Raw genomic sequence first — 12,162 nt, forward strand, 5'->3', positions numbered from 1 at the left:
GGCAGTCACCTGCGCGGTTGGAGCGGAAGCGTCAGGCGCACGGCCGCGCCGCCGTCGGGCGGGGCGGGCAGTAGCCGCAGCTCGCCGCCCCGCTCGATCAGCCGGCGGCGTAGCCGCTGCAGGCTGCTGCCCGGCGCGTCGAACCGTTCGGGGTCCAGGCCGGGACCGTGGTCGCGCACGTCAAGGGTCATGGTCGAGTCCACCACGGCGAAGTCCACCTCCACTGATCCGCCGCCGTGCACGACGACGTTCTTGAGCAGGTCGGCCAGTCCCTGGTCGAGCAGTACCGCGTGCTCGCGGGGAACGGTCAGGCCGCCGAGGGCCGGTCCGGACAGCAGCCGCAGCCGGTCGCCGTGTGCCCGAATCGCGTTCTTGAAGATGTCGACCGCCCCGGCGTGCTCGTCCTGCAGCAGCAGCTGCCTGCGCCGAGTGGCGATGACCAGTCGCAGGTCCTGGGCGACCCGGCGGGCGTCACCCCCGGCCTCAATCTGTTCGGCGGCCCGCTCGGCGTGGGTGTGCAAGTCGCCCAGAGTCGCGGCATAGCCGGCCGCCAGGCCCTCGGTTTCCACCTGTACGGCGATGCGGCACAGCCTGGCCATCCCCTTACCGACCAGGAACCACACCAGGGCCCACCCGGCGTAGAGCGCAACACTGCGTACGTGCGCGGCGGTGAGCTGCCATCGGTGCATCAGCCCGAGGATCAGCAGGGGATGCAGCACGATGGCCACGATCAGCGCGGCCTCGATCAGCCTGCGCCGCCAGAGATCGCGGAACCCGCCCCACGGGTAGAACGCGAACACCGCCAGCGGGATCAGCGCGTAGTTCCCCATCGGAACGCCAACACCGGAGGCCGCAAAGTCACCCGGTGCGAGCAGGTGGGCGAGCAGCATCTGCACCACGAAGATCATCACGATCCACGCCGCCGCCCAGGTGCGGCCCCGGGTCAACGGCCCCCGGTGCCGCAGCACCATGCCGGCCAGGACCAGGTGCACCACGCCGAGCGCCAGCACCACCGGCACCCCGAAGGATCGGTACCGGTCGTTGACTGCGCTGGCGATGAGATTCGTGGCCTGCAGCAACAGGGCCACCGCTTCGAACGGCCGGATCAGCTTGTAGGTGGTGGTCGCCAGCAGTTCGACGCTCGGCGACCACCGCGCGGAGATCCTCGCGATGGTGTCGGTCACGCCGGCCTCGTCCCTGGCTCGGGCGTCGTCCCTGGCTCGGCGACACGGGCCGAGCCGCCAGGCCGTCCACGCGGGCCGCGACAGAGTAGCCGGACAGCAGTGCTGAGGCGGACGGGCCGTGCCCGCCGGGGTGGGCCTGCGGCGCCGCCCGCCGCTTTCCCCGCCGCCCGGATCGGGCGGACATCATCCGTCATGATCCTCCTCCATGGTCGAGAGTGGCCCGGACATGGTGCTGGAGTGCGTTAACGGCCTACAAGGGCCAATTGTCGCTGGACGGGTTGCTAACGGAACGCGTCGGCCTCGTCGGGCTTGCCGACCAGGTGGCAGAACTCCACCTTCTGCGGCACCCACTGCTGCGGCGTGAGTAGGAACGATGCCGGATCGGTACCGGCGCGAGCCGGGCACGAAGACGTCGCCTGAGCGCAGCCCGTCGCGTAGGCCGTGGCGGACGTGGTGTCACCGGGCAGTGCCGGGCTGGTGAGGGAGCGCTGGCCGGTCAATGGCTGGGCTCGTCCTCGGGGTGCTCGGCAAGTCCGCCGGGCGCTGGATCGCATCGCGAGTGCTGCCACGCAGTGCCAGGGCTGCCACCCGGGCACGATCGGCAGGCGAGCTGGTCAGCAGCGGCGCCGCTGCAGCGTCGATGGCGTCGAGCACCCTGTGCCAGCCCGGATCGATGACCCGGCGTAGCTGCAGGGAGTTGCTGAGGTACCAGGCACGCTCGGTGGCTGTCCAGGGGCGCTCGTGTTCCGCGGTCACGGCGGCCGCGAGTGCAGGTGGGCGCTGCCAGGTGCTGGTGGCGGTGGTGGTGTTGGCGTAGACGACCTCGCCGTTGCGCCGGAACGCGAACGCGACGTGCGCCAGGTCCTGGGTGTCGACGGCGTGGGCGCCGCGGATGACGCCGCGGTAGCACTCGTCGTGGACGGCGGTGTCGATCAGTCGGCCGCGGCCGACCTCCTGGACCTCGCTCCAGTACCGGTGGAGGATGCCAAGGCGGCTGAGGGCTTCAGGTACCGCGACGATCGCAACCTCGACGCGGTACCCGGCGTCGTGGAACCGGCGGGCGATGTCCTCGAACTCACTGGGGTAGCGCATGGCTGACTCGAGGACGACATGGCAGCGGTTGTCGATCGAGTACTGCTGGGCCTTGTTCCACCAGCGTTCCCCGTCCGGTCGAACCTTGGCGCTGGCCGTGGTCTCGTCCTCGGTCTGCCACCGGTGGAAGCTCGGGTGCATCGGGTTGTAGAAGTCCATGTTGATGTTGATGAAGCCGCTGCCCGCGCCCAGTGCTTGCTTCACCATCGCGGTGACCGCCGTCTTGCCCGCGCCGGTCTGCCCTCCCACGATGACGACCACTGGCCGCTGCTGGGACGGGGCGCCGGTGAGGAACATCGGAACGATCTGCTCGCGGAAGATCCGCTCGTTGGCGTCCTCGGACAGCACGCCGTCAGGGAACTCGGTCAACGGGGTGCCTCACGCAGAACCGCGACACACTCCTCACGAAGCCGGGCGACTTCGTCGATGTCGGCGGGATCGAGATCCCGCAGTGCCTGCGCGAGACGGCTCTGGGACGTGATGACCTGCTCCAGGACGCCCTGGTCACCGCCGGTCTGCTCCAGCTCGTAGCGGCGAGCGGACTGGGCCGCGAGGACCTGGGCGATCAGATCGCGGGTGATCTGGTGATCGTGTAGCTGCTCCGGGGTCAGCGGTGATGGGGTGAGGCGCCCCAGTACCGACTCGTCACTTGCCGACGAAGGCATGCTCGTCCTTCCCTGACTCGAGGTGCGGGGTCGCGGCGAACTCCACCAGCGTGAGACCGCCGGCGGTGCCGTCGTACCGGGTGATCGACGTGTTCGCCACGGGAGTCGTCGCAACGATGGCGGCGATCTCCTCGAAGGTGAGGCCTTCGATGAGGTGGCGCATGACCACGACCACGGCGTCGTGGGCCACGAGCAGGACGCGCCGGCCCGCGTGCTTGGTGTTCAGCTCTGCCAGCACGGCCGCCAGGCGTCGAGCGATGTCGGCGAACGACTCACCACCGGGAGGCTGATAGGAGAACTCGCCTTCGGCCGCGAGCCGGGCTGCCTCCGCGGGGAACCGTTGAGCGATCATGGCGGGCGTCAGTAGCTCCAGGTCGCCCATGAGCCGGTCGCAAAGGCGGTGATCGACGACAGCGGTGGGGTAGTCGACACCCGCCTGCGCTGCGGTTTCTGCCGCTTGTGACCAGGTCTGCGAAGCACGGACGTAGGGGGAGCAGACCACGACCTGGGGCTGGCGGTGAACAGGTAGAGCGGCGAGCCAGTGACCGAGGCTGGCGGCCTGCTTCCATCCCAGCGACGACAGCTCGATGTCGGCGTCTCGACCGGTTAGGCCGTGGTCGGCCAGCCCTCGGGCGTGCGCGTCGGCGAAGGCCACGTTTGCCAGGCTCTGTCCGTGCCGGATGAGGGTCAGCTCGGCGACGGTGTCCATGTCTCCATTGTCCGTGGTGAGGGCCAGTCGGGTTGGCCCGGCGCCGGCGATGCCATGGAATCAGGTGCTGTCGGCGTCGGGGAGTTGAGCGAGGACTTCTGGTGGAGCCAGCTCGACGGGCAGGGGGCGGGGTTCGGTGTGCTTGTTCGGGCCGCACCGGTTGAACGGTCCGTACTCGGCGGTCAGCGCGGCCAGGTGTGGGTCGAGGTGGTCGCGCCACCAGATGCTCATGCCGGTCTGCGGGTCGCTGACCCGCAGCGTCTCCCAGGCTCGCCACAGCGCATACAAGCGGGAGATCGCCTCGGGGTGCGCCCACCAGCGGGGGCACCAGTTCAGCCCGGAGTCCGGCCCGGAGGCGAGGCGCCGCTCGACGACGTGGGCGAGGTAGTCCCCGACGAACGCCTCCACGTTGCGGTACACCGGCTCCGCAGCGGCCTGCTCGTTGACGGGCGGCTCGGGAGCGGGCGGTGCCGAGTCGCCGGCGAGCTGGCCGAGCAGCGCACTGAGGTCGGCTACGGCTTCGGCGGCCGGGTCGGTGGCGGGGGTGGTCATACGAGGGGCTCCGGTGGGACGTCGGGGGTGAGGGTCCAGTCGGTGCGGCCGGTGGGGTCCCAGCGGGCGATCGAGGCGCGGATCGCCGCCGCGTAGGGACCGTCCTGCCAGGGGGCGGTGCGGGCGAGCGCGGGCGGAGCGCCCGAGGCGTAGACGACCATCCGGCCGCGAGGGAGGGCGTGTAGGTCGGATACGTCGAGGATGCGTTGGCGGCGGGTGGCGTGCGAGACCGACCGTTGGCCCCATCCGGATCCGCTGCTGCTGGTCGACCGGGTGGTGACGTCGTGTTCGCCGATGAGCTTGGACAGCTCTTCGAGCCAATCGGGGTCGGCGACGCCGCCGCCGTAGGTGCGGACGTTGGCGGCGGACCAGAGTTTGCGCATGCCCTCGCGTCCCCACACGTCGACGCCCTGGGGGTAGGACTGGAGGATGGTGATGATCGGCAGGCCGTGGGAGCCGTAGTAGGAGTAGAGGTTGGGCAGTTGCCGCAGGCGGCAGATGTTCGCGGCTTCGTCGAGGATGCTCAGCAGGGGCGGGTCCAGGCGTCGGCCGGCTGAGGCGCGGGCGCGCAGCTCGCCGGCGCGCAGGACGGCGTCGGTGAGGGCGGCGACGAGCGGGGCGGGGGAGCCGGGGCCGCCCTGGGAGAGCAGGTACAGCACGTCGGTGCTGACCACGAACGCGGTCGGGTCGAACTCGCGGACCCCGCCACGGGTCGGTGGTGTCACCCAGGCGGTGACGGCGGGCTCGGTGAGGCACATGAGCATCTTCTGGGCGCCGGCGTAGATGCCGCCCCGGGTCTTGTCGGGCATGTTGACCACGCCGGAGACCGCGTCGGCGGGCAGCGCGAAGCCGTGCTCGCGCAGCAGCATCGCCGGTTCGTCGTCACGGGGGCTGACCGCCCACCGGTACGCGGCGAGGATGTTCCGGCCGGAGCAGGCGGCGGCCAGCGGCGCAGGCCGACGGCAAGGTCCGTGACGACGGGGACCGCCCCGGCGTCACCCTTGACGGTGAATGGCGGGAGACGGGCGGCGGCAGGGAGGAGGGCGCTCGCGGCGACCGCCCCGAGGCCTGCCAGACATCTGCCGGGCCCGGTGGTCGCGATGTGAGCGGGGCGAAGCTCGCGGCCCAGGCATTCCCTCAGTCGACCGCGGCCGCTGTTACCGACGCCGCGTCGGTGGGCCGGCCGACCGAGGTGCCGCCGGCACCGCCGCGGTCCCCTTCTGCGGGCATGATCGCCGAGGCTCCGAGCCGGTAGAGGCCGTGCCGAGGCCGCCACATCTGCCCCGCCAGCACCAGTAGCACCAGCCCGCCGGTAGCGTTGCTGGTGACTGCCACCCTGAACAGGGGGTATCCTGCGGGCATGGCCAACAGCAGCCCCGACACCGGCGCGCGCAGCGAGGACGTCCTCGCCGCTGCCGGCATCGTCGTCACCCCGGAGGGCAAGGCCCGCGCCCGGGAGCGGCTCAGCGAGGCCAAGCGGCGGTGGACGCCGGAGCTGGACGCCGAGCTGCGCGCGCAGCTCGGCCTGCCCGCCCGCGCCGCGTGAACGAACGCCCCGTCCGTATCGTCCTCGACGCCTCCGCCGTCCTCGCGTTCTGCCGCGAGTCGATCCATGTGGGCGAGGTGATCGCCGAAGTCGCCGACGAGGACTGCGTCGTCGGCGTGCCGGTGATGTGCCTCGCGGAAGCGTCCCGTGGGGCGGCCGACGCGGACCGGCTCGATCTGCTGGTTAACCACCCGGCCGTCGAGGTGCTCACCGTCGACCCGCTCAGTTGGCGGGCCCTGGCCGTTGTCTACGACACGGTCGGCCGGCTCGACGCCGCGAGTGCGCTGCTCGCCGCGGTCGACAGCGGCGGGTACGTGCTGACCGGGCAGCCGGGCCTGTACGCCGGGCTCGCCGGCGGTGGCCCGATCATCGTGTTCTGACCCGGAGACGACGACGCGCCCGCGCCTGCCCAGGGTGCGGGCGCTTCGCTCTGCGCTTGCCTCACGGGGTAGCGATTGGGTGATCACGGAAAATCTGTGACCGACGGCATGTAGCGGATGACGGAGTTGAACGCGGTGCGGGCCGAAACCGCTCGCTGCCGCCAGCCGCGGACGCCGCGGACAGCGCCCACGGACGTCGGCGGCCGCGGCACGGCGGAGCCCCCAGCCGCCCTATCGGACTGACCGGCCGCGTGCGCGCAGCCGAGTTCGTTGACTGAACGTCAACGACCTCGGCTGCGGGCGACCTTACTGCGGCAGGGATTTCTATCCGGTCACTTGAACTGCTCCCAGGGGCCAACCGAGGTCGACCGGGCGCGTAGCATGCCGAAACGGTCGCCGGTCCATTGGCGCTCCGCGGCGACGTACCGGTCGTTCGCGCGCGCCTTGATCGAGATGTAGTCGGGCCCGGACCCGTACCAGGTGATTGTGTACTGCTCCCAGGTTCCGATGGCTTCACTCCGGGCTCGCAGCATGCCGTAGTCGTTGGACTTGTAATCCTTTTCCGTGGCGACGTACAGCTCTCTCCCGCTCGGTTCGTAGAGCGGGGTGATCACGTAGTAGGCGCCGTCCCAGCACATCCCAAATGTTTCCCAAGGCCCCACGGTCTGGGATCTTGCCCGTAGCATGCCAGCGCCGCTGCCAGTCCAGCCGAACTCGGCCGACACGTAGAAATTGCCCGACTTGAAGGTAACTGACTCACAGACCCACGATGCGGCCAGGCCGGCGGCCTTCGCAGCAGCCTTGCGGGCCTCGAGCTGCGCAAAGGCTTGTGAGGCCGGGACTGGAGTGGCAGCCGCAAGAGCGGCTAGGTCGACCTGTGGGGCTGAGGGTGCGGGTGCGGCGCTCGCTGCCGGAGCCGCGCCCGCAATCGCGTAGACGAGAACCGTGGCCGCAGCAGCCAGTGCGGCTACCGCTCGCGATAGACGGTGGGGTCTCACATGATCTCCCTCGAAGGCTGGGGCGAATGGGCCACTGGGCTCGATGCGGGGGGGCGCCGCCGGCGCGCTTCCGCCCCCCACCACCGCGGGGACCAGCCTCTTTAGGTTCCTACGCATGTCCGTGCACCTTCCGGTCGCGTCGCGGCCGGTCCGGCCGCGAGTCGAGTTGCCGACATCACATTGAGAGGTGTCGCTGTGCCAACGATGATCTGCGCGGAAGGTCGACGGATTCCTGCCGGAACCTCAATCCGCCGGTGCCGAGGGGTTGGGGCGACCGGCGACGGGGCGGACGGCGGCAGATGGAGATACGGATCCTCGGGCCGGTCGAGGTCTGGGCCGGCGGCCGGCTCGTCGAGGCCGGCGCGGCCCGGCAGCGCGCGGTCCTCGCCGCGCTGGCCGTCGACGTCGGCCGGCCGGTCCGGGCCGAGTCCCTCATCGACCGCGTCTGGGACGACGCGCCACCGAACCGGGTCCGGCACAACCTGCACGTCTACCTGGCCCGGCTGCGCCGGGTGCTGACCGCCGCCGGCGCTCCGGCGGCTACCTGCTGGACCTGCCGCCGGAGACCGTGGACGGGCAGCGGTTCCGGGTGCTGCGGCAGCGCGCCTGCGAGCTGGCCGACGACGACCCGCGCCGGGCGGAGCTGCTGCACCGCGCCCTGCAGCTGTGGCGAGGTGAACCGCTGGCGGGCCTGCCCGGCGACTGGGCGGCCCGGGTACGGCAGGAGTGGCGGCGCCAGCACACCGACGCGACCGTGCTGTGGGCGCGGGCGCTGCTGCGCCAGGGTGACCCGGCCGCCACGCTGGACGCGTTGACCCGGCTCGCCGACGAGCAGCCGCTGGACGAGCCGGTCGCCGCGGCGCTGCTGCACGCCCTGGCCGCCGCAGGCCGGGGCGCGCAGGCGCTGGAGCACTACGCCCGGCTGCGCGACCGGCTGGCCGAGGCGCTGGGCGCCGACCCCGGGGCGGAGCTGCGCCGGCTGCACCAGGCGATCCTGCGCGGCGAGGTCGGCCCCGCGGTCGTACCGCCCGAGCCCGTCGCGGCGCCGGAGCCCGTCGCGGCGCCGGAGCCCGCGGGTCCGGTCCCTAGGACCGACCCGGTCCGGCCGGCGCCGGCGCAGCTCCGGTGACGCATGGGGTCGGCTTCATCGCCGCTCGCGCCTGCGCACTCGCAAGCTCCCGCCCAGTCGCGACCGACGATGAAGACGACCCCTTGTAGGTGCGTCCGTGGCGGCCACCCCACGGACTTCTCAAACTTTTCTGTGAACCTTTTCCGCAGCTCAAACCGGTCGTGCGCGTGGGGTGTCCCCCCGATGTGGACCTACAGCCGGGCGTCATTCACCACCTGAATCGGAGGTCTTCGTGACACCGTCGCCCCCCGGCCCACTGCTGACCGTCCGTGCCGCCGTCGTGCTGCTCCTCGCACTCGTCGTCGGCGTGCTCGCCGGCGGGCTGTCGTACCTGACCGACCATTCTGTCCCATCGGCTGTGCTCTGGGGCGGCGGTGCTGCCGGGGGTGCGCTGATGATGTTCCACACCATCGTGGGGCGGTGAACCCCTCAGCGGACGTGGTCGTTATCGGCGGCCCGGTGGGCGGTGGCCGGGGCGGGCGAGATGGGCGCAGCGGCCGAGGCGCCTGTCGACGCGCGAGGTGTGGGAAGGAACGCCTTGGCGGCGACCGAGGCCGCGTCGACCGTGGCAGAGGGGACAGCTTGGCGCTCCGCTGCCGGGATCGGCGTGAGCTTGTCCCAGACCAGGTTGGTCAGGCCCTCGCGGAACGCCTGATCGCCGTGGAGGTCGGCGAGGCGGACCACGTGGGCGGGGTCGTCGAGCTGCGCGATGGCGGTGGTCATCGCGGCGGCGAACGTCGTGCTGAAGGCGGTCTGGTCATCTGCGCGCGCGGCGGCCTGGACGGCGTCGACGCGCAGGGCCTGCTGAGTGCAGGCGTCGAGCAGCGCCCGATCCGCCGGCGTCGTGGCCGCGATGATGGCGGCCGGCGCCAGCGGGGTGACTGCCTTGGACTGGTCCGCTTCGCTGCCGCGCTGCGTCGCCGAGCCCGCAGCCGACGCCGGCGGCGGTGTGGCCCGGACTGCCTGGTGCACGGCTTGCCCGGCGGCGCTGTAGAGGGCCTGGCGCCAGGCCGGGTCGTCGCACTTGAGCATCACCGCGACGGCCATCTCCGTGTTACCGGGGTCCGCGAGGGCGTGGGTGAGTGCCTTGTCGAACGGGGCGGAGAAGGCGTCCAGGTCGGTGGTGCGGGCCGCGTCCTGGACGGTGCCGCGGCCGGCGACGTGCTGCACGCGCCGGTCCAGCCACGCCTGTTCGTCGGGGGTCAGGCTGTCGCGCAGTTCCGTCGGCATCCAGTTGTCGACCGTGACGGGTACGGCGGGCGGGGCGGCCGAGGGTGGTGGGGTGGTGTCGGCCATCAGGTCGATGACCGCGTTGATCGCGCGGAGCCGGCGGCGGGTGTCGAGTAGCTCGTCGCGGCGGGGGAACGGCTGGTCGAGCTGCTCGGTGGCCCGGGCGATCTCTTCGTGCTGGCCGGCGATGCGGGCCTGGACGGTGGTCCGGGTGCTGTCCAGGTCGGTGAGCTGGTTCTCCAGGCGGCGGACGAGGCCGGTGGGGTCGCCCTCCACGGCGGAGGTGAGGCCGATGGTGGTGGAGGAGTCGGGTATTCCGTCGAATCGCAGGGCGGCGAGCATGCCGTCGCGGCCGGACCAGAACACCGCGTCGACGCCGAAGCCGCCGAGCTGGGCGACGCCGGCGGCTTCGCGTCGGTCGGTGGAGGCGACGCCCTGCGCGGTGGCGGTCAGGGCGTGTTGCAGGGCTCGGCCGGCCTCGGCGCGTTTGGTGAACCGGTGCCCGGCGACGGTCATGGCGAACTTCTCGCCGCGGGTGTCCTGGCGTCGGGCGATGACGTCGTCGAGCACCTCGACGCGGCGGGTGTCTTTGGTGATCCACGCCTTCAGCTCGCCGACCGGCCGGCGTAGCGCCGCCTGGGTGTTGTGGTGGGTCCGGTCGGCGCGTTCGAGGCGGGTGAGGTCCTGGGCGACCTGCTCGCGGTCCATCAGCAGCGGGTTGCCGGTGGCGATGGCCTTGATCTGGTGCGCTTGCAGGGTTTCGTCGCTGACGTCCTCGATCTCGTGGGCGGAGGTGCCGCGCATGATCTGGTCGATGAAGGTGCCCTTGCGGGCTACGGTCTGCCAGGAGAAGGCGTCGAAGCTGCCGGCGACGACGTAGCGGTAGATGCTGACCTCGGGGTTCTGGTTGCCCTGGCGCAGGATGCGTCCCTCGCGCTGGGTGACGTCGGCCGGGCGCCACGGGCAGTCCAGGTGGCTCCGTTGCGTTGAGCAGTCGCCAAGATCGAGGCAGACTTGAGCAGTGAAGTCGTCGACCCGACCTGACCCATGGCCGCCTCCGACGTCCGCGTTCGCCGGCTTCCGGTTCCCGCCGGAGGTGATCGTGGTCGCGGTCCGCTGGTATCTGCGGTTCAACCTGTCCTATCGCGATGTTGAGGAACTGCTGGCCGAACGTGGGGTCGAGGTCGATCACGTCACGGTCTACCGGTGGGTGCAGCGGTTCACGCCGCTGCTGGCCGACGCCGCCCACTTCTGCCGGCACTCACCAGGCGACAGGTGGTTCGTCGACGAAACGTACGTCAAGGTCAACGGAGTGTGGCGGTACGTGTACCGGGCGGTCGACCAGTACGGGCAGGTCATCGACGTGCTGGTCTCGGCCCGCCGAGACTCCGGCGCGGCCCGGCGGTTCTTCCGACGAGCGCTGTCGACGTTGAAGGTGACACCCGGCGAGGTCGTCACCGACGCCGCGGCGGTCTACCCCGGCGTGCTCGACGAGCTGATCCCGTCCGCGTGGCACCACGTCGAACGGTACGCGAACAATCCGATCGAAGCTGATCACAGTCGGCTCAAACACCGGTTGGGATCGATGCGCGGGCTACGGACGGACAAGACAGCGCAGGTGATCATCGCCGGGCACGCATTCATGCAGAACCTACGACGCGGCCACTACGAACTCGCCGTCGACGCCCCGCCCACTCTGCGGGTCGCCGCTGCGTTCACCGAACTCGCCCAGGCGATTTGACCGCGGACCCGACCCGGGTTCAACACGTCCGCCGATCCGATTACGCAACGGCGCCTCTTCGTCCGCCTGCGCAACCACGGTGACCGGAAGCTGTACTGCGTCCTTTTGGATCTAACCGAGCGGTTCCGGGTGCACGCCGAGCTCCTTCCGGGGGACTTCGTCGCTCCCGGTGGGCGGACGGCGGCCTTGCGGGGACGCCGAGTCCTGGCAGCCCTGCCACCCGGGTCGGTACCCGAGCCGGGTGCCCGAGTGCGGGACTGGCTCAAGCTGGTGGTGGCGGAGGAGCAGTTCAGCCAAACCCTTTGAGCTGCCAGCGCTCGGCGCACCGCGCGGGGTCGACCGCGGGCCGCTGGCCATCCGCGGGTTTCTCGACCGGGTCGGGCGCGCCGTGCAGCATCGTGACCTGGTGGCGTCCGCCGAAGACGGCGCGTACGACTGGACGACGGTGACCGTCCCCCTCGAGGTGGAGGTGCCCCAGGGCTGAGCGGTCGCCTCAGGGTCCTCGCAGGATCACCGCCGTCCCGTACGCCGGGTCGGTGAGGTCCAGGTCGCTGCGCCTCCGACTGCGTCGAGGTAGCCGTCATACTCATGCTTTTGCCGCACCGAAGCGGAACACGGCGAAGCAAGCGAGCTTGAGGTCTCGGTCGGCGCGCCGACCCTCGCTGCCTCCAAGAAGGGGGCGTCGCCGGTAGCCAGGAAGCCGCACAACAGCTCGGCTTCCAGTGGCCACCGAACCGAACGCAGAACGCACGTCAATTCAATAGTCAACACAGCCGCAGTTCAGCGGTCATCCTGATCATGTAGTTGGGGTTCAACTCGGGCCACCGACACGTACCCCCATGCCTGCGGTAGGCGGATCCCGACGGATGGGGGCACGTCGTTCTCTTGGTGACGGGAGGCCCCGATGGTTGGGCGCGGGCGCGGTCGGACCCTGGC

14 protein-coding genes and 1 pseudogene are annotated in these 12,162 nt (G+C 71.0%); 6 read left to right on the forward strand and 9 right to left on the reverse strand.

Translation table 11 applies throughout. The features are described from left to right. Positions 1 to 5 precede the first annotated feature (5 nt). The 7 genes from ABZT87_RS29365 to ABZT87_RS29395 all read right to left on the reverse strand — a co-directional run bounded on the left by ABZT87_RS29365 (position 6) and on the right by ABZT87_RS29395 (position 5,537). On the reverse strand, positions 6 to 1,184 hold the full coding sequence (locus ABZT87_RS29365) for an ATP-binding protein (protein ID WP_355068811.1): 1,179 nt from the start codon (positions 1,182 to 1,184) through the stop codon (positions 6 to 8). Between the two features lie 456 nt (positions 1,185 to 1,640). Then, positions 1,641 to 2,624 carry a zeta toxin family protein gene (locus ABZT87_RS29370; protein ID WP_355139549.1) on the reverse strand — a complete coding sequence of 328 codons (984 nt, stop codon included), beginning with the start codon at positions 2,622 to 2,624 and terminating at the stop codon, positions 1,641 to 1,643. A 17-nt stretch (positions 2,625 to 2,641) separates the two neighbouring features. Then, on the reverse strand, positions 2,642 to 2,941 hold the full coding sequence (locus ABZT87_RS29375; protein WP_355139551.1) for a hypothetical protein: 300 nt from the start codon (positions 2,939 to 2,941) through the stop codon (positions 2,642 to 2,644). Continuing rightward, complete coding sequence (locus ABZT87_RS29380; protein WP_355068809.1) at positions 2,922 to 3,650, reverse strand: histidine phosphatase family protein; 729 nt, start codon at positions 3,648 to 3,650, stop codon at positions 2,922 to 2,924. Before ABZT87_RS29380 ends, ABZT87_RS29375 begins: the two co-directional genes overlap by 20 nt. A 60-nt stretch (positions 3,651 to 3,710) precedes the next feature. Continuing rightward, positions 3,711 to 4,202: a DUF4913 domain-containing protein gene (locus tag ABZT87_RS29385; RefSeq protein WP_355068807.1), complete on the reverse strand. Its 492-nt coding sequence runs from the start codon at positions 4,200 to 4,202 to the stop codon at positions 3,711 to 3,713. Further along, positions 4,199 to 5,071: a TraM recognition domain-containing protein gene (locus ABZT87_RS29390; protein ID WP_355139553.1), complete on the reverse strand. Its 873-nt coding sequence runs from the start codon at positions 5,069 to 5,071 to the stop codon at positions 4,199 to 4,201. Before ABZT87_RS29390 ends, ABZT87_RS29385 begins: the two co-directional genes overlap by 4 nt. Positions 5,072 to 5,339: 268 nt before the next feature. After that, positions 5,340 to 5,537, reverse strand: a complete 198-nt coding sequence (locus ABZT87_RS29395; RefSeq protein WP_355068803.1) for a hypothetical protein — start codon at positions 5,535 to 5,537, stop codon at positions 5,340 to 5,342. A gap of 25 nt (positions 5,538 to 5,562) precedes the next feature. Here ABZT87_RS29395 and ABZT87_RS29400 point away from each other — a divergent pair, with 25 nt between their 5' ends. Further along, positions 5,563 to 5,748, forward strand: a complete 186-nt coding sequence (locus ABZT87_RS29400) for a hypothetical protein (protein WP_355068801.1) — start codon at positions 5,563 to 5,565, stop codon at positions 5,746 to 5,748. Continuing rightward, positions 5,745 to 6,128: a hypothetical protein gene (locus ABZT87_RS29405; protein ID WP_355068800.1), complete on the forward strand. Its 384-nt coding sequence runs from the start codon at positions 5,745 to 5,747 to the stop codon at positions 6,126 to 6,128. Before ABZT87_RS29400 ends, ABZT87_RS29405 begins: the two co-directional genes overlap by 4 nt. A gap of 332 nt (positions 6,129 to 6,460) precedes the next feature. Here the strand turns inward: ABZT87_RS29405 and ABZT87_RS29410 are convergent, their stop codons facing one another. Next, positions 6,461 to 7,126 (reverse strand): hypothetical protein, encoded by a 666-nt coding sequence (locus tag ABZT87_RS29410; RefSeq protein ID WP_355068798.1) that lies wholly within the window; start codon positions 7,124 to 7,126, stop codon positions 6,461 to 6,463. 299 nt (positions 7,127 to 7,425) lie between these two features. Here ABZT87_RS29410 and ABZT87_RS29415 point away from each other — a divergent pair. The 3 genes and pseudogenes from ABZT87_RS29415 to ABZT87_RS29425 all read left to right on the forward strand — a co-directional run. Next, positions 7,426 to 7,644, forward strand: a pseudogene (locus tag ABZT87_RS29415) (winged helix-turn-helix domain-containing protein); the annotation flags it as partial. Positions 7,645 to 7,694: 50 nt separating this feature from the next. After that, positions 7,695 to 8,255: a bacterial transcriptional activator domain-containing protein gene (locus tag ABZT87_RS29420; RefSeq protein WP_355068797.1), complete on the forward strand. Its 561-nt coding sequence runs from the start codon at positions 7,695 to 7,697 to the stop codon at positions 8,253 to 8,255. Positions 8,256 to 8,487: 232 nt separating this feature from the next. Next, positions 8,488 to 8,679 carry a hypothetical protein gene (locus tag ABZT87_RS29425; protein ID WP_355068795.1) on the forward strand — a complete coding sequence of 64 codons (192 nt, stop codon included), beginning with the start codon at positions 8,488 to 8,490 and terminating at the stop codon, positions 8,677 to 8,679. A 5-nt stretch (positions 8,680 to 8,684) separates the two neighbouring features. Here the strand turns inward: ABZT87_RS29425 and ABZT87_RS29430 are convergent, their stop codons facing one another. Beyond that, positions 8,685 to 10,619 (reverse strand): hypothetical protein, encoded by a 1,935-nt coding sequence (locus ABZT87_RS29430; protein WP_355139619.1) that lies wholly within the window; start codon positions 10,617 to 10,619, stop codon positions 8,685 to 8,687. Here ABZT87_RS29430 and ABZT87_RS29435 point away from each other — a divergent pair. Then, positions 10,507 to 11,226, forward strand: coding sequence for an IS6 family transposase (locus tag ABZT87_RS29435; RefSeq protein ID WP_355139555.1), 720 nt, complete (start codon positions 10,507 to 10,509; stop codon positions 11,224 to 11,226). The two genes, ABZT87_RS29430 and ABZT87_RS29435, sit on opposite strands and share 113 nt — an antisense overlap. The last annotated feature ends 936 nt before the right edge of the window (positions 11,227 to 12,162 follow it).

The organism is Micromonospora sp. NPDC005237 (assembly GCF_040607775.1).
In the GTDB taxonomy this organism is placed as follows: domain Bacteria; phylum Actinomycetota; class Actinomycetes; order Mycobacteriales; family Micromonosporaceae; genus Micromonospora.

Excerpts from the sequence above, each read along its gene's own strand:
- ABZT87_RS29375 (WP_355139551.1), bottom strand. The coding sequence starts at position 2,941 with ATGCCTTCGTCGGCAAGTGACGAGTCGGTACTGGGGCGCCTCACCCCA.
- ABZT87_RS29400 (WP_355068801.1), top strand. The coding sequence starts at position 5,563 with ATGGCCAACAGCAGCCCCGACACCGGCGCGCGCAGCGAGGACGTCCTC.
- ABZT87_RS29390 (WP_355139553.1), bottom strand. The coding sequence starts at position 5,071 with ATGCTGCTGCGCGAGCACGGCTTCGCGCTGCCCGCCGACGCGGTCTCC.
- ABZT87_RS29380 (WP_355068809.1), bottom strand. The coding sequence starts at position 3,650 with ATGGACACCGTCGCCGAGCTGACCCTCATCCGGCACGGACAGAGCCTG.
- ABZT87_RS29385 (WP_355068807.1), bottom strand. The coding sequence starts at position 4,202 with ATGACCACCCCCGCCACCGACCCGGCCGCCGAAGCCGTAGCCGACCTC.